17 protein-coding genes are annotated in these 15,668 nt (G+C 65.0%); 4 read left to right on the top strand and 13 right to left on the bottom strand.

The annotated features are described in order from the left end of the window. The first annotated feature begins 59 nt into the window (after positions 1 to 59). From MO486_RS04015 to fabB, 3 genes are all read left to right on the top strand, one after another. Positions 60 to 1,481 carry a PLP-dependent aminotransferase family protein gene (locus tag MO486_RS04015; RefSeq protein WP_242904759.1) on the top strand — a complete coding sequence of 474 codons (1,422 nt, stop codon included), beginning with the start codon at positions 60 to 62 and terminating at the stop codon, positions 1,479 to 1,481. 115 nt (positions 1,482 to 1,596) lie between these two features. Continuing rightward, a complete protein-coding gene (fabA, locus tag MO486_RS04010) occupies positions 1,597 to 2,115 on the top strand; it encodes a 3-hydroxyacyl-[acyl-carrier-protein] dehydratase FabA (RefSeq protein ID WP_242904757.1) in 519 nt (172 codons plus the stop codon). A 2-nt stretch (positions 2,116 to 2,117) separates the two neighbouring features. Further along, entirely contained in the window at positions 2,118 to 3,365 is a 1,248-nt protein-coding gene (fabB, locus tag MO486_RS04005) for a beta-ketoacyl-ACP synthase I (protein WP_242904756.1), read from the top strand. A gap of 85 nt (positions 3,366 to 3,450) precedes the next feature. On the opposite strand, the gene MO486_RS04000 is transcribed toward fabB, so the two are convergent. Genes MO486_RS04000 through MO486_RS03980 form a run of 5 tightly spaced genes read right to left on the bottom strand, consistent with a single transcriptional unit; the run spans position 3,451 to position 6,118 of the window. Further along, a complete protein-coding gene (locus MO486_RS04000; protein WP_242904755.1) occupies positions 3,451 to 4,233 on the bottom strand; it encodes a DNA alkylation repair protein in 783 nt (260 codons plus the stop codon). Between the two features lie 53 nt (positions 4,234 to 4,286). Next, a complete protein-coding gene (locus MO486_RS03995; protein ID WP_242904754.1) occupies positions 4,287 to 4,748 on the bottom strand; it encodes a GyrI-like domain-containing protein in 462 nt (153 codons plus the stop codon). 48 nt (positions 4,749 to 4,796) lie between these two features. Next, positions 4,797 to 5,225 carry a hypothetical protein gene (locus MO486_RS03990; protein ID WP_242904753.1) on the bottom strand — a complete coding sequence of 143 codons (429 nt, stop codon included), beginning with the start codon at positions 5,223 to 5,225 and terminating at the stop codon, positions 4,797 to 4,799. A 36-nt stretch (positions 5,226 to 5,261) separates the two neighbouring features. Beyond that, the gene (locus MO486_RS03985) at positions 5,262 to 5,747 is read right to left on the bottom strand and encodes an SRPBCC family protein (protein WP_242904752.1); all 486 of its coding nucleotides are present in this window, start codon (positions 5,745 to 5,747) and stop codon (positions 5,262 to 5,264) included. Continuing rightward, the gene (locus MO486_RS03980; protein ID WP_242904750.1) at positions 5,744 to 6,118 is read right to left on the bottom strand and encodes a metalloregulator ArsR/SmtB family transcription factor; all 375 of its coding nucleotides are present in this window, start codon (positions 6,116 to 6,118) and stop codon (positions 5,744 to 5,746) included. The genes MO486_RS03985 and MO486_RS03980 overlap by 4 nt, the downstream gene beginning before the upstream one ends. Before the next feature lie 155 nt (positions 6,119 to 6,273). On the opposite strand from MO486_RS03980, the gene MO486_RS03975 reads away from it, so the two are divergent. Continuing rightward, a complete protein-coding gene (locus MO486_RS03975; RefSeq protein WP_242904748.1) occupies positions 6,274 to 7,185 on the top strand; it encodes a 5'-nucleotidase in 912 nt (303 codons plus the stop codon). A gap of 31 nt (positions 7,186 to 7,216) precedes the next feature. Here the strand turns inward: MO486_RS03975 and MO486_RS03970 are convergent, their stop codons facing one another. The 8 genes from MO486_RS03970 to kynU all read right to left on the bottom strand — a co-directional run bounded on the left by MO486_RS03970 (position 7,217) and on the right by kynU (position 15,665). Next, a complete protein-coding gene (locus tag MO486_RS03970) occupies positions 7,217 to 7,735 on the bottom strand; it encodes a CHRD domain-containing protein (protein ID WP_242904746.1) in 519 nt (172 codons plus the stop codon). 140 nt (positions 7,736 to 7,875) lie between these two features. Beyond that, the gene (locus MO486_RS03965; protein WP_242904745.1) at positions 7,876 to 8,436 is read right to left on the bottom strand and encodes a DUF2939 domain-containing protein; all 561 of its coding nucleotides are present in this window, start codon (positions 8,434 to 8,436) and stop codon (positions 7,876 to 7,878) included. Between the two features lie 101 nt (positions 8,437 to 8,537). Continuing rightward, positions 8,538 to 9,713 carry a DUF4785 domain-containing protein gene (locus MO486_RS03960; protein WP_242904744.1) on the bottom strand — a complete coding sequence of 392 codons (1,176 nt, stop codon included), beginning with the start codon at positions 9,711 to 9,713 and terminating at the stop codon, positions 8,538 to 8,540. Positions 9,714 to 9,722: 9 nt separating this feature from the next. Then, positions 9,723 to 10,535, bottom strand: coding sequence for a hypothetical protein (locus MO486_RS03955; protein WP_242904743.1), 813 nt, complete (start codon positions 10,533 to 10,535; stop codon positions 9,723 to 9,725). A 300-nt stretch (positions 10,536 to 10,835) separates the two neighbouring features. Beyond that, a complete protein-coding gene (locus tag MO486_RS03950; protein WP_242904742.1) occupies positions 10,836 to 11,522 on the bottom strand; it encodes a DUF2461 domain-containing protein in 687 nt (228 codons plus the stop codon). Then, the gene (sbcB, locus tag MO486_RS03945; RefSeq protein WP_242904741.1) at positions 11,519 to 12,961 is read right to left on the bottom strand and encodes an exodeoxyribonuclease I; all 1,443 of its coding nucleotides are present in this window, start codon (positions 12,959 to 12,961) and stop codon (positions 11,519 to 11,521) included. Before sbcB ends, MO486_RS03950 begins: the two co-directional genes overlap by 4 nt. Positions 12,962 to 13,026: 65 nt before the next feature. Then, entirely contained in the window at positions 13,027 to 14,385 is a 1,359-nt protein-coding gene (locus MO486_RS03940; RefSeq protein ID WP_242905331.1) for an NAD(P)/FAD-dependent oxidoreductase, read from the bottom strand. After that, positions 14,376 to 15,665: a kynureninase gene (gene kynU, locus MO486_RS03935; protein WP_242904740.1), complete on the bottom strand. Its 1,290-nt coding sequence runs from the start codon at positions 15,663 to 15,665 to the stop codon at positions 14,376 to 14,378. The genes MO486_RS03940 and kynU overlap by 10 nt, the downstream gene beginning before the upstream one ends. Between the last annotated feature and the right edge of the window lie 3 nt (positions 15,666 to 15,668).

Genomic DNA, 15,668 nt, shown 5'->3' with positions numbered 1-15,668 from the left:
ATATCAGTTCAGACGGCGGACTCACTACACGCCGGTCTGGCGGGGGAGAGGTCGCCCACGTGAAGCGCTATCAGGCTCTGGCCGACGACATCGCACGCTCGATCCAGGCCGGCGTGCTGAAGCCCGGCGATCGCCTGCCATCTGTGCGGCAGGCCAGTGCGGCGCGCAAGCTCAGCCCGGCTACCGTCTTCCAGGCTTACTACCTGCTGGAGGCGCGGGGACTGGTGCAGTCGCGCGCACGCTCCGGCTACTACGTGATGCGCGCGCCGCCGCCGTTGCCCCCGGAACCCGAGGTGGCATCGCGACCGGACGGCGAATCGCGCGAGGTCGATGTCAGCCAACTGGTGTTCGAGGTGCTGCAGTCGGCGATGGTGCGCGACGTGGTGCCGCTGGGCTCCGCCTTCATGAGTCCGCTGCTGTTTCCGCTCGATCGGATCGGGCGCGCACTCGCCACGGCCGCGGTGAACCTCGATCCGTGGAGCACGGTCGACGATCTCACGCCCGGCAACGCTGCACTGCGACGTCAGATTGCGTTGCGGTACTTGATCGATGGCATGGAAGTCGGCGTGGATGAAATCGTCATCACCAACGGCGCGTTCGAGGCGCTGAACCTGTGCGTTGCCGCAGTGACCCAGCCTGGCGATGCCGTGCTGGTGGAATCGCCGTGTTTCTACGCCACGCTGCAATCGCTGGAGCGCAGCGGCCTGCGTGCGATCGAAGTGCCCACGCATCCGCGTGAAGGCATCGATCTGGACGCGATCGAAGCGGCGATCGCGCGCCACGCGCCGCGTGCGTGCTGGCTGATGCCCACCTTCCAGAATCCGCTCGGCAGCACGATGCCCGAGGAGCGCAAGCGCGCGCTCGTCGCGTTGTTGGCGCGGCACGGCATTCCGTTGATAGAGGACGACGTCTATGCCGAGCTGCACTACGCCGACAAGCGTGCGCTGCCAGCGAAGGCTTTCGACCGCGATGGCCTGGTGATGCATTGCTCGTCGTTTTCGAAGAGTCTTGCACCGGGTTACCGCATTGGCTGGGTCGCCGCCGGCCGGTACGCGCAGGAGATCGCGCGTCGCAAGCTGACTTCCACACTCAACACCAACGTGCCGACGCAGATCGCGCTGGCGCGCTATCTCGAACGCGGCGGCTTCGACCGCCATCTGCGGCGCCTGCGCAAGACGCTGGCCGCGCAGCAGGAGCAGTACATCGCGGTGATCGCACGCGCCTTCCCCAAGGGCACGCGGGTGACGCGGCCGGCGGGCGGCTATTTCCTGTGGATCGAATTGCCCGAGGGGACCGACGCCTTGCGGCTGCAGCGACGGGCATCACACTTGGGCATCAGCATCGCGCCCGGACCGATGTTCTCCGCCATTCGCGGCTTCGGCCATTGCCTGCGGTTGAACTGCGGCCATCCGCTGGACGCACGCATCGACTCGGCCGTGGTCACGCTGGGGAAGCTAGCTGCGACGGCCGGCGATGGCTGAATGCAGGTCTTCCCCACGCGTGCCAGTTAAATCTTCAGGAACCTGCGCCGGCGTACAGGAGACGGGTGCAGCCCGATGCCCCAGAATGGGCGCTGTTTTTCCCAACGACTGCGACATGACGATACGTCCTGCTTCACTCGACCGCGAACAGTTGCTCGCCTGCGCCCGTGGCGAAATGTTCGGCCCAGGTAACGCACGACTGCCGGCGCCGCCGATGCTGATGTTCGACCGCATCACCCATATCGCCAGCGAAGGCGGGCAGTACAACAAGGGCGTCATCCGCGCCGAGCTCGACATCACACCGGACCTCTGGTTCTTCGCCTGCCATTTCATCGGCGACCCGGTGATGCCGGGCTGCCTCGGCGTCGATGCGATGTGGCAGTTGGCGGGTTTCTACCTGCCGTGGCTCGGCGAGCCTGGGCGCGGTCGTGCATTGGGCGTCGGCCAGGTGAAATTCAGCGGGCAGGTGATGCCCGACGCGAAGCTGGTCAGCTACGAGATCGACATCCGCCGGGTGATGCGGGGCAAACTGGCCCTGGTCATCGCCGATGGCCGCACCCTGGTCGACGGCCGCGAGATCTACGTTGCCAACGACCTGCGCGTCGGCCTGTTCACTTCCACCGAGGGCTTCTGAGCATGCCTCACGCAACGAACCGGCGCGTCGTCGTCACCGGCATGGGCATCGTGTCGTGCCTCGGCAACGACCTGGACAGCGTGTCCGCGTCGCTGCGCGCCGGCCGCGCAGGCATTACCCATCGTCCCGATTACGCGGAACTCGGCCTGCGCAGCCAGGTCGCCGGCGTGCCAGACATCGATCTCGAAGCGCAGATCGACCGCAAGCTCAAGCGCTTTATGGGCGATGCCGCCGCGTACAGCTATGTCGCGATGCACGATGCGATCGCGATGGCAGGGCTCGATGCCGAGACCGTCAGCCATCCGCGCACCGGGTTGATCGCGGGTTCCGGCGGCGGCTCGCCGCAATGGCAGATCGAGACTGGCGACTTGCTGCGCAACAAGGGCGTGCGCAAGGTCGGGCCGTACATGGTGCCGCGTACGATGTCATCGACGGTATCGGCGACGCTCGCCACGTCGTTCGGTTTGCGCGGCGTCAGCTATTCGATTTCCGCGGCCTGCGCGACCTCGGCGCACTGCATCGGTGCGGCGGCGGACATGATTCGTCACGGCGTGCAGGACGTGATGTTCGCCGGCGGCGGCGAGGAAGCGCACTGGGGCATGACCGCACAGTTCGATGCGATGGGCGCTTTGTCGACGCACCACAACGACACGCCGCAGTCCGCGTCGCGGCCGTACGACGCGGGTCGCGACGGCTTCGTCATTGCCGGCGGTGCTGGCATGCTGGTGCTGGAGGAGTACGAACACGCGAAGGCACGTGGCGCGCACATCCTCGCCGAACTCGTCGGCTATGGCGTGACCTCCGATGGTGTCGACATGGTCGCGCCCTCCGGCGAAGGCGCGGTGCGCTGCATGCAGATGGCGCTGGCCGGCATCGACGGGCAGGGCGGCGGCGTGGGCAAGATCGATTACCTCAATACCCATGGCACTTCGACGCCGCTGGGCGACATCGTCGAGCTGGAATCGGTGCGGACCGTCTTCGGCGATGAAATACCGCCGCTGTCCTCGACCAAGGCGCTCAGCGGCCACTCGCTCGGCGCCGCCAGCGTGCAGGAAGCGATTTATTGCCTGCTGATGCTGCGCGACGGGTTCCTCGCCGGCTCGGCGAATATCGAGACGCTGGATCCGCGCGCCGAAGGCTTCCCGATCCTGCGCGAAAGCGTGCAGCGCGAAGTCGACACGGTGATGTCGAACAGTTTCGGGTTCGGCGGCACCAACGGCACGCTGGTGTTCCGTCGCATCGCTGACTGAAGAGGTCGGATCCTCGTAGGGTGGGCTTTAGCCCACCAGCTTTTTGTTTCTTCCATTCGGTGGGCTAAAGCCCACCCTACAGCCCTCACGTCGCGCGCACAGCGCGAGGTCGCGCCTTCAATCTGCTGGTCACCGACGCGCTGGTGAGTTCGCGCAGCGCGTCCTTGCCAATCCATTGCGCCGAGGCATGCGGTGAGGCGACAAGACGCCGGGCCACCGCCACTGCAGCGGCATTCAGCGCGGCGTTGCGTTTCCCGGTCGCACGCAAGGCCATGTTCACGGATTTCTTGACGAAGTGTCGGTCGTCGGTGGCGGCGCGTTCGATGTAGAGCAGGCCCTGGGCGAACTGTTCGTCGCTGGCGCGCTTGTCATGGACGGTGAGGCCCCACAGCAGCGCGAATGCCGCGCGTTTGACGTACTCGGCGCGCTTGTCGCTCCACTGCGCGACCTTCTGCCAGGCATGCGGCGTGCGGTCGAACAACGCAAAGCACAAGGTGTCGCAGATCGCCCAGTTGTCGAAGTCGCGGCACCAGCGGTCCATCTGTGCGGCCGTGACCTTGTCAGGTTCCTCGACGTACGCGGCCAGCGTGCGGGCTTCGTAGACGTCGGTCTCCCAGAGTGCCGCGGCGAGGGCGTGGTTGCGTCCGAGCTGTTTGGCCAGCTTCTGGATCGTCGACATCGACACGCCCAGTGCCTTGTCTGAAGGGATGGCATAGCGCGCCATGCCATCAAGCGTGGCCTTGGTGGCATTGCGTTTGAGCCACTTCAGCGCTTCTTGCACCTGCTCCTCCACCGGGCGTTCGGGCGCGGTGGAGGTGTTGCGGCTTTGTGTTTGCTTCTTCGTCGCCTTGGTCGCAGTGCTCTTCATCCCAATGGCTTCCATTGCAGAAAGATGGAGTGACGACGCAGAACCGTGCGGGTTCAAGCCAGCGGGCGGTTGAGCTCAGTGCGCCAGTTGGCAGGATCCGGGCTCGACTCCGGACCTGCGACGTAGCATTCCCAAAGGTTCGGCGCCGGCGTGTGTCCATTCTCGGCGATCCAGCCCATGAACTCGCCCCATGCCGAACCTAATCCTTCGTATCCACCGTGGTAGACCGTCCGCGCGACTTTCACGGCGGGCAACTGGCCTGGTTGCACGCGTCCGACAGGGTTCACAGGCGCTGCAATGGGAACGCCGACTTCGAAGTCGAAGGTGTCAGACGGCATCGTCAGATGATGCGAGAACAACGGCCCAGCCGGGGCGATGCCTTGCGCAGCAATGGTGGCCATCAACTCGCCGATCGCCGGACCCATGACATGGGGCATTTCCTCGCGCGGAATGGTGAGGCGGATGATGGCGGCCGATTGCGCCGAGGTCTGGGTGATCTGTGGGGTATCGAGCATGGGATGTCCTCCTTTGTTGATGGCATGTCGTCAGTAAGTGGGTGGACGTCAGCCGGTTCGGCTTTGCTGTCTGCGATGCAGCACGCCACCGAGCCAGACGCAGGGCAGGGCGGTGAGTGCGAGCGCGATCGGATACCAGGCGGGACCGAGGTTCATGGGGATCGTGGCGATGGCACCGGCCGTGCCCATGATCAATCCGATGACGGCCAGGACCAGCACATGGCGCATCGGGTTGCGTGGCGCGAATCGGGCCGTGATGTAACCGCCCATCACGGCGAAGACGCAGCGGTAGGCCAGTGCCGTGAAGTTCTGCACCGGGTCGTACATCGGTTGTCCCCAGGGCGGATAGAACTTGAGGACGTGCAGCAACTGGTCGGTGCCGAGCGAAAGCACGGCGGTCGCTAAAAAGCCCAACAACACAGCGCCGATGCTTCGCAACAGGTTTCCAGGACTCGTGTGTGTTGTTTGGGCGTTCATGCGGTCTCCCTTGCATTGGATGTGTTGCGGAACGAATCAGACGGTTTCCAGCAGTTCTTCCAATCGGTCGTAGCCAGCCGCCATGCCTTCCTTCATGCCGCTGGCGAGCGCGCCGTCGCGGGCTTCCTTCGATGAATAGAGCACCGTGATGTCGACGATGGTGCTGCCGTTGCGTTCGTTGAAGACCACTGTTGCCACCGTTTCGCCACCGGTCCAGTCCTGGTCGAACAATTCGGTGCGGATGAGGCGTTCGGGCTTTTTGATTTCGCGATGGACGCCGCCCATCCCCATCTCGACGCCGTCGTCCTTGCGCCACACGAAGCGGTAAGGGCCGCCAACACGCAGGTCGATTTCGCAGACCGGCATCGTCCAGCCTGGCGGTCCGAGCAACCAGCGCTTGACCAGCTCCGGCTTGGTGAAAGCGTCCCAGACCAATTCGCGCGGCGCATCAAGGGCGCGGGTCATGAGGATCTCGCGATCGCTGGGCGTGGTGACTTGCAGGGTGCGGGCAATGTCGTTCATCGAGGTGCTCCTTGGCGTTTCTTGCGTTGTGGAGGGTTCTGCTTCTTCCCTGCCTTCAACTCATCGAGCAGGGCATCGAGGCGCTGGTAGTTGTGCTCCCAGATCTGGCGATAGCGCTCCAGCCAGCCGTTGGCTTCCTCGAGTGGTGCGGCTTCGATCCGGCAAGGTCGTCGCTGCGCATCGCGGCCACGCGAGATCAGGCCCGCGCGCTCGAGCACCTTCAGGTGTTTCGAGATCGCCGGTTGGCTCATCGCGAACGGCTCGGCCAGCTCCATCACGGTGGCTTCGCCTGTCGAGAGCCGGGCCAGGATCGCGCGGCGCGTAGGGTCGGCGAGGGCCGCGAAGGTGGCGTCGAGATGATGGGATTGCACTTTCTATAACCACAAGGTTAGATAACTTAGTGGATATATACAGGCCAAGGGATGCACCGTCAAGAACCGACGGACAGACAATTGCTGGTGTGCATTGGAGCCAATTCCGTGTGCGCGTCTCACGCCCAGCGACCCGCCTGTCCGATACTGGGCACATGGAATCCGTCACCCAATCCCAACCCCTGATCGTTGCGATCACTTCGCGCGCACTCTTCGATCTCGAGCACAGCCACGATCTGTACGAACGCGAGGGTGTCGAGGCCTTCAGTGCGTTCCAGCGCGAGCACGAAAACGATCCTTTGGCGCCGGGAATCGCCTTCCCGCTGGTCCGCAAGTTACTGGCGTTGAACGCAGGTGCGCCGGCGGATGCGCCACGGGTGGAAGTCATCCTGCTGTCGCGCAATTCTTCCGACACCGGGCTGCGCACCTTCAATTCGATCCAGCATCACGGCCTGGCGATTTCCCGCGCGACCTTCACCTCGGGTGCGCCGACGTGGCCATACATCAAACCGTTCGGGGCGCAGCTGTTCCTGTCGGCGAATCCGGAATCGGTGCGGCGGGCGCTCGAGCATGGCGTTGCGGCGGCGACGATCCTCCCCGCGAAAGCTGCATTGCAACGCCACGATCAGTTGCGCATCGCATTCGACGGCGACGCGGTGATCTTTGGTGACGAAGGCGAACGGGTGGCGCAGGAGCAGGGCATCGCCGCGTTCCACGACCACGAAGTCGCGCGCGATGGCGTGCCGCTTTCGGGCGGGCCGTTCCGCGGCTTCCTCGATGCGCTGCACCGTTTGCAGGAAGCGTTTCCGGCGGGGGACGATGCGCCGATTCGCACGGCGCTCGTCACCGCACGCTCAGCGCCTGCGCACAAGCGCGTGATCCTCACTCTGCGCGAATGGGGCGTGCGGTTGGACGAAGCGCTATTCCTGGGAGGAAGGCCGAAGGGTCCATTCCTTGAAGCCTTCGGTGCCGACATCTTCTTCGACGATTCGTTGCACAACATCGACTCGGCCCGGCAACACGTGGCGGCCGGGCATGTGCCGCATGGCGTGTCGAACAGCCGCTGACAGCCGGCCGTTGACAGAGTTTCGCGGTCCCTCAGTTGTGGCCGCTATGATCGAGTTGACTGCGGATTTCGCCGCCGGGTGAAGTGCTCGTGTGCACGTTGGCATAGGCGAGACCACGTCTCAGGGCAGTCACGAGGGCGTCGAACTCGTTGGGCGAAACGCCTTGTGACACGGGACCTACGACATCGGCTGCAGTGATCACGCCACTGATGTGCGCCGGCGGTGCCGGGCACGCCTGCACGCCCGCTGGCGTCGGCGGGCTGGCTAGGTTGGAACATAGCCACACTGCGACGCCGCCATTCGCACCACCCTGGCCGATATGGATATGCGCCTGGGAGACGCTGCTTTCTAGACCGTCATAGGCCAGCTCGTATTGCAGCGATGTGCCGTCGGGACTGAGCCAGGCGCGGAAGCCGCCGCTGGCTGCGGTCAGAACAGCGGGCACCTCCTGGCTGCCGACGAGCACTCCCTTGAAGGCCGCGTCTTCTGCCTGGGCAGGGGCGAGCGGCAACAGCAGTGCAGCAAGCGACAACATGCCAATGCGTTTCATGACGGATTCCTCGCGCGTCTACTGTCCGGGGACAGCTGTCCCCGGACCAGGTACTGGTATATGTCGAGCTGGGCGCAAGAGGTTCAATCCTGGCAGCAGCCTCTCTCCCGGACAATGCGCTTGGGGAGATTACGAGTCCGTCAATGCGTGTTGCCGTTCATCGGAAGGCGGATGTCGGCCAGTTTCCATTGCAAGCCATTGCGCCGCAGCACGAAGACGATGGGCTTGCCGGAGTCGTCTTGGATGGTGGCGGTGAAGCGCGATAACGATTCGTAACGGTAGCGCGCGTCGTGCAATGGTTCGGGGACAGGAAGCGGCTCGCCGTTCGCGTCGACTTGCGGGCGATTGAAGCTGTCGCGGGTGTTGCGCCACAGGCGGCGGCCTTCCATCACGCCGGCCAGTCCGACGGGAGTCACCATCGCATCGACAGTGCCGTTGATCACGCCCGTGGCCATGCTCAAGGCGAATGCGCCAATCGGGTTGGCCTGCACGTCGGCTCCAGCCTCGCGCACCAGCGCGTCGAGCAGTTGCGCCTTTAGGCTGGCGCGCAGCGCGGGGAAATCGATCTGTTTCGCCAGCGCGGCGGTGTTCTGTTCCTTCACCGCGGTACGGATCGCGCGCACGGTGAGGTAGGGACCAGCGCCGACATACGCGGCGAGCGCGATGATGACGACCAAGAACAACGACAGCCACTTCTTCATCGGAATCGTCCGGTTGCGTCGATGGTGTGAGCTTAGCTTGTTGCAGGCGCGGAAAAAAAAGGCCGGGCGGGGCCCGGCCGAGGGGCACAACGATGCTCAGGTCAGAAGCGAGCGCCACGCTCACGCGTTTCCAGCGGCGCGAGGCGTGCCTGGTCATGCAGTTGTAGTTGCCGGATCTCGAACGGCGCGCCGTAGCCGGACGGAACATGGCTGTGATCGAAATCCAGCACCAGCATCCCGCCGCCGCGTTCAAACCACGCCGCAGCGTGTGCCTGTGCAATCGGTCGCAGCACGCGATCCGGACCGGAAGCGTAGAGCGTGCCGCGGGCTTCGTAACGCCCCGCGGAGCCGGCTTCGATCGGCAGTGCCACGCGCAGTGCCTGCGTATCGAAAGCGTAGTCGCCCTTGAAGCGTGCAGTCGGTGCGGCCACCGCGAATGCGGTGCGTGCATCGCGCGATACACCTTCGCCGTTGGCGAACACCTGCAGTTCCCACAATCCCGGTGTGTTGCCGATCTTCGCGGGAAGCCGCACGCGCGCTGACGCATTGCCGTCGCTGCCCTTGGCCACGGTCACCGGTCGGCTGCTGCCATCGGGTGCGACGAGCAGGGCTTCAGCTTGTGTGGCGATAGCGCGGCCGCCGCGCGTCATGGCGATGTCGACTGCAATGGTTTCGCCGCTTAGCGCGTGGCTGCGGTCCGCGCGGGCACGCAGCACCATGTCGCTATCCGGTTCGAATACGTGCACGACATAGCGCCCTTCGGCGTTGTCCACATGCAACTGATAGCGGCCGCCAGGGTGTTCGGGAGCGAGCTTGACCACCACCGAGCCCGGATCGATGTCCATCCCGGCCGCTTGCAGCTCTGCGTCGCCCGCGGCCTGTTCCAGGCGCACCGCCTTGCCGTTGCCGTGCATGCGGACATCCACGGGTTTGAGTCGCGCCGCGCTGTGACCAGGGCTGACGCGGATGACGGCGCCCGGTGCGGTCAACGTGAGGTCGATCCCGCGAGCCAACTCGGCGCCATCGACGGTTTGCCAGTATTCGCGGCTCTCGGCGACATGCGTTTCTGGTGTCGTTAGCGATGCGAGGGGATCGAGTGCCCATGAAAACGACACCGGCGCATGTTCGAACTGGCCGATCGGAGCAGGAAGCGACACAAGTCGTGTCGGGATCTGGTCGTTGTGACTCGGGGGCAATAGTGGTTGGGCGGCAAGCGCTGCGAACGATGCTGCAGTGATCGAAGCCGCGGCGAGCGCGGTGAAAACGAATGTGCGCATGGCCGGCCCTCAGAGGTTGAGATCGTTGCGGAGGATGGTGTCCAGGCCGAAGCAGGCGCGACGGCTCTGGTTGTGGCTCAGCGGTTCGCTGCCGGCCATGCGGCTCTTGTCCTGGAACCAGACGGTGCCCGCGGCCGATTGGCTGGTGCAGTTGAGGAAACCGTCGGAGCAGCTGGCGAGCCAGTTCTGCGTGGTCTCGAGGCCCACGTTCTCGGCGTAGCCACCGCAGTAGCTATCCGAATCCCAGATCGCCGAGTCGACGTCGGTGCCGACCACGCTGCGGAACGTCCTGGGCAATGCCGGACGGCCACCGGTGCCGTACAGGTAGTTGGCGTTGTAGTAGGCCATCCAGCTGACCTGCTGCTGGCGCACCGCGTCGGACTTGTAGCCGAGCAGCCAGCCCAGTGACGTTTCGAACACATTGCCATTGATCACCGCATCGGCCAGCGGTGTGCCGCCGGAAGAGGGCGCCAACGCGTTGACGCGCACGACCTTGCTGATGATGTTCGGGTAGCGGCTGTCCCAGGTCGGGTTCGACAGGATCCAGCGCATCACGTTGCCGCCGTTGGAATGGGTCAGCACGATCAGGCGGGTGATGCCCTTGCTGCTGATGAAGTCGCTCAGCTGTGTTGCCAGGCAACCGGCAGCGCGGCTGTCCCACATGTACTGGGTGAAATCGCAGTTGATGACGGTGTAGTTCGCCGTATTGGCCAGCCCCTGGCGTACGGAGTCGACCATCTTGGGTTGCCAGTAATCCTGGTAGGCGTTGGTTTGACTGCCGGTGCCGTGTACGAATGCCACACCGGTGACATCGGCTGCCATCGCACAAGGCGCTATGACAGCCAGGGATATGCCTGCAAGAAGCAGGCTGCAAGCCAGATTTCGCACGTTTGTTTCCCCCGACTTCTGCGCGGCTTCACCCTCACGGCGTTGCCGCGGAAAGGTATGCCTGCGTCGTCCATGACCAACGCATCGCCGCGGAGCATACCCATACGTACGGGTATGTCATGCCGCGGTGCGGCATGGAGCCTGTGCCAGGTCACGAAACGGCAATGCCGGTGGACGCATCGAGCTGATCCAGGCCCAGCCCGGGCGCCTGACGCCCGCGAACCTATTGGCGAGTCAGAACTCCAGGTCGAGCGCGGCGCAGAGGTAATCGACGAACGGCGCGAGGCCGGCGAGATCGCTTGCGAGCGACTGCCGCAGCTTCGGGCCAAGCATCACGCTGTCGTCAATGGCGCGGAAGGCCACGAAGTTCTTGCGCTTGAGATCGTCGATGAACTCGAACTCCGCCGGGAACCCGCGCGGGGGCCGCACCAGCTTCTCCTCATCGTCGAGATCGAATCGGCGCCTGAAGGCCGGCGCATGCGCCGCAGCTTTCCAGCTGCCGGGATTATCGAAGATGAACTGCCGCAGCCTGCGCTGCGTCGCCGATTCCGGATGCCACAGCCCGGCGCCGATGAAACAGTTGCCGGCTTGCAGGTGGAGGTAGAACGAGGGGGCTTCGACCTGGCGCCCGCGCTCGTGGAACAGGCGCGCGCCTTGCCACGACTTGTACGGCGTCTTGTCGTTGGCGAAGCGGGTGTCGCGCTGGATGCGGAACATCGAACCGCCGACCGGCTTGGGATCGGCGCGGTAGTGCGTGCTGATTTCCGCAAGGTGCGGCTGCAAGTCGGTCAACAGTCTCTGGAACGGCTGGCGCACGTGCGTGTCGTAGTCGCCCTTGTGCGCGAGGAACCATTCGCGATTGTTATGGCGCGCCAGTCCGCGCAGAAACTTGAAGCTGGCATCGGTGAAGTAGGTAGTCATCGCAGGCTCGCTTCGATGTCGCGGCCCCAGCCTTCGAGCTGGTCGAGCAAGGCCAGTTTGCCGCCATCGCCGGCATGGGTCACGCGCAGTGCGGCCAGCTCGGTACGGAAGCCGTCGAAACTCAGTTCGGACAAACCCGATTCCTGGCCTAGTCGCAACCGGCGGTAGTCGTCCCAGCGCTGGCGTTCAGCGGTGTCCAGCGTGTGCGGCCAATTGCGGGCGCGATAGCGGAACAACAGCTCAGGTAACCGCGCGTCCTGGAAGTGGAATTCGTGCCCGGCGAGCGCGTTTGGCGGGATCGAACGCACCGCGGCGAACTTGCGCTTGTCGCCATCGCCGATGAAGCCATCGTAAAGCGAGGCGTCGACATCGGCTGGTTCGCGCACCCGATCGCTGGCATACACGCGGCGCACTTTCTCGACGAGTGCAGGGCCCGCCTCGCGCAGGCGCACGGCGCGACGCTCCACTGTCGCCGGATCGATCAGCAAACGGGTGAAATCGGCTTCGCGCAGGTGATCCCAGGCCACCAGGGCCGGACATTTGCTGAGATGTACTTCCTTGAGTGGAATCCGCGTCTCGCCTTCGGGCAGGTCGGCGATAGGCGTGTAGAGGCGGTCGGCGATATCTTCGGCGTCGAGGTCGAGCAAGGCATCAGGCTCGCTATCGAGGTCGAATACGATGACCCGGTTGTCGACACGCGGGTGCCGTGCCAACGGCAACACGGCGGCTGCGCACAATCGCGACGCAGGATATCGTTGGGACACGTGCAGTACCGGCGTCATGGCCACCACATCGATCAACTGCGCGGCATAGCGCTTGTCGCGCAGACGCAGTGCGTAGTCCCACAATTTCGGCTGCGCCGCCCTAAGCCTGCGCGCCAGGCCGATCAGTGCGCGCACATCCGACAGCGCTTCGTGCGCGTCGCCTTCGCGAACGCCGTTGGCCTGCGCGAGGTGCTCCAGCTTGAAAGAGGTCGCGCCATCTTCGCGTTGCGGCCATTCGATACCTTCCGGGCGTAGCGCATGCGCCAGCCGCATCACGTCGAGCAGGTCCCAGCGGCTGTTGCCGCCGCGCCACTCGCGTTCGTAGGCATCGTAGAAGTTGCGGAAGAAGCCGTAGCGGGTGAATTCATCGTCGAAACGCAGCGAGTTGTAGCCGAGCGCACAGGTTTCCGGTCGCGCCATCTCGTCGAAGATGCGGGCGAAGGCTTCCGCTTCGTTGATGCCGTCGCGCAGTGCCTGCTGCGGGGAGATGCCGGTGATCAGCGTGGCGACAGGCGAGGGCAGCAGGTCGTCGGCAGGCTGGACGAACAGGCTGATCGGTTCGTCGACCTGGTTCAGTTCGGCGTCGGTGCGGATGGCAGCGAACTGGGCGATGCGCGACGTGCGCGGATCGCTACCGAAGGTTTCCAGGTCGTAGAACAGGAAGCTGGCCGGCATCGTGGCTCACAAGGGGGTGGTGATCGCAGCATGCGCCACGGGCGTCTCGCCAGTTGCGACAGGTCTCAGGCTTCGCTGGCCAGCGGCGACAGGCGCCGCTCGACCTCCGCATCCAGCCATGCCCAGTCGATGCCGTCGAGCGAGTCGCGGCCGCGGGTGGCCTCGACCAGCAATTCCCGTTGCACGCGGCCACGCTCGAAGGCGGTGGCATAGGGCAGGCGGCGGAAGGTCACCATCGCGTAGCGCGGTGCGAAACGGCCAGGATGGCGCTCGGCTAGTTGCCGCTCCAGGGCGCGTTGCAGCAGGAAATCGGCATCGTCGACGCGCGCACGCATCTCCAGGTAGTTCTCGAGTGCCATCGCCTGGATCGCCAACGCGTTCGGTCGACGTTCGGCCTCGAAGGCGGCGAATGCAGTTTCGAGGTCGCCATCGCCGTCGAGGTGGTTGGCCAGTGCGACGCAATCCTCGAACGCGCAGTTCATGCCCTGGCCGTGGAACGGCACCATCGCATGCGCGGCGTCGCCGAGCAGCACCGCGCGGCCATCGAGGTGCCAGCGCTCCAGGTACAACGTCGCGAGCGTGCCGGTCGGATTGTTCTCGAAGTCCGATTCGAGCTCGGGGATCAGCGGCAGCGCATCGGCGAAGTCGCGGGCAAACAGGGCGCGCGCATCGGCGCCGTCCTGGATCGTCTCGAAGCTTGGATCGCCTTCGTTGGGCAGGAACAGCGTGACAGTGAAGGTGCGCTCGTCGTTGGGCAGGGCGATGCACATGTAGCCGCCACGCGGCCAGATGTGCAGGGCGTTCGCCTCGAGTTGGAAATCGCCATCGATGGTGGGCGGGATCTCCAGTTCCTTGTAACCGTGACCGAGGAACTCCGTGCGCTCGCCGAGCGGTGTGCACTTGCCCATTTCGGATCGCAGGGCGGAGCCTGCGCCGTCGGCACCGACCAACGCCGTGAAAGCATGCGGATGCGAGGCGCCGTCACCGAGGAAATGGGCGATACCGCGGTCGAAGTCGACGTGATCGAGGCGTCGGTCGAAGTGCAGGCGGGCGCCGGCAGCTTCGGCTGCGTCGATCAGCGTGAGGTTCAGCTCGCCACGACTGATCGACCAGATGACTTCCGAATCGTCGCGTCCGTAACGTTGCAACTGCTGGCTGCCGTCAAGGAAGTGGACCATGCGACCGCGCATCATCACCGCCTTGTCGAGCACCGCTGCGTCCGCGTCGGCGTTGCGCAACGCGTGCAGGCCGCGTTCGGCCAGGGCCAGGTTGATCGAGCGTCCGCCGGCGTAGCCGAGCACGCGTGGATCGCCGCGGCGTTCGAACACATCGACCTGCCAACCGCGCTTGGCGAGCAGGGTGGCGAGCAGGGCGCCGGCAAGGCCCGCGCCGACGATGGTGAGATGGCGCGAGGTCATGCCGATGCTCCGCGCCAGGCTTCGACCGTGCGCGCGAAGCGCAGCACGTCGGTGTGGGTGTTGTAGAGGGGGGCGGGGGAGATCCGGATCACGTCGGGTTCGCGCCAATCGCCGAGCACGCCCTGCGAGGCCAGGAATTCAAACAGGGCTCGGCCACGCTCGCGTCCACCGATGACGCGCAACGACAACTGCGCGCCGCGGCGTTCCGGTTCGCGTGGGGTCACGATCTGCAACGTATCGGCCAAGCGTTCGCGGATCACTGCCTCGAGATAACCGGTAAGCCGCAGCGATTTTTCGCGCAGCGCCATCATGCCGGCGCGTCCGAACAGATCGAGCGAAGCACGCAGCGGCGCGAGGCCGAGGATCGGGGGGTTGCTGAGCTGCCAGCCGTCGGCGCCCGGCGTCGGTACGAACTCCGGACCCATCCGGAAGCGCGTGGCCTGATCGTGGCCCCACCAGCCGGCGAAACGCGGGCGATCGGTCCGTGCGTGGCGCGCGTGCACGAAACAGCCGCCGACCGCGCCTGGTCCCGAGTTCATGTATTTGTAATGGCACCACACCGCGAAATCGGCATCGCTGTCGTGCAGTTGCAGCGGTAGATTGCCGACGGCATGCGCGAGGTCGAAGCCGACAATGGCGCCGGCGGCGTGTCCCAGGCGCGCGATTTCCTTGAGATCGAAAGCCTGACCGGTGCGGTACTGCACCCCGGGCCATGCGATCAAAGCCAGGCGTTGGCCATGCTTGGCGATCGCGCGCTCGATGGCCTGCATCGAGATCGTGCCATCTGCTTCGTCGGCTTCCAGTTCGATCAGGTCAGTCGCCGGATCGAAGCCGTGGAAGCGCACCTGCGATTCGAGCGCATGGTGGTCGGACGGAAACGCGCCGGCTTCCATCAGGATCGCCGGACGCTCGCGTGTGGGTCGATAGAAACTGACCATCATCAGGTGCAGGTTCGCAGTCAGCGAATTCATCGCCACCACTTCGGATGGCTGCGCACCGACCACGGTCGCCAGCTGCTCGCGCACCAATTCGTGGTACGGCATCCAGGGCGCCGGTTCGAGGAAGTGGCCCTCGACGGCATCGCGTGCCCACTTGTCCAGCACCTCTTCGACCATCGCCCGCGCGCCCTTGGGCTGCAGGCCGAGCGAGTTGCCGCAGAAGTAGGCCTGTTCTTCCGGCATGCCGTGGCCGTCGTGCAACGGAATGTGGAATTCGTTGCGCAACTCGCGCAGCGGATCGGTGGCGTCTTGCGCTTGCGCGTAGGCGTCGCTGAAGAGGTCGGTCATCGG

It is taken from the genome of Lysobacter sp. CFH 32150, from assembly GCF_022758295.1.
Lineage (GTDB): Bacteria > Pseudomonadota > Gammaproteobacteria > Xanthomonadales > Xanthomonadaceae > CFH-32150.
The sequence above is the reverse complement of the archived record's forward strand: the minus strand, read 5'-3'. Positions and strand labels throughout refer to the sequence as shown.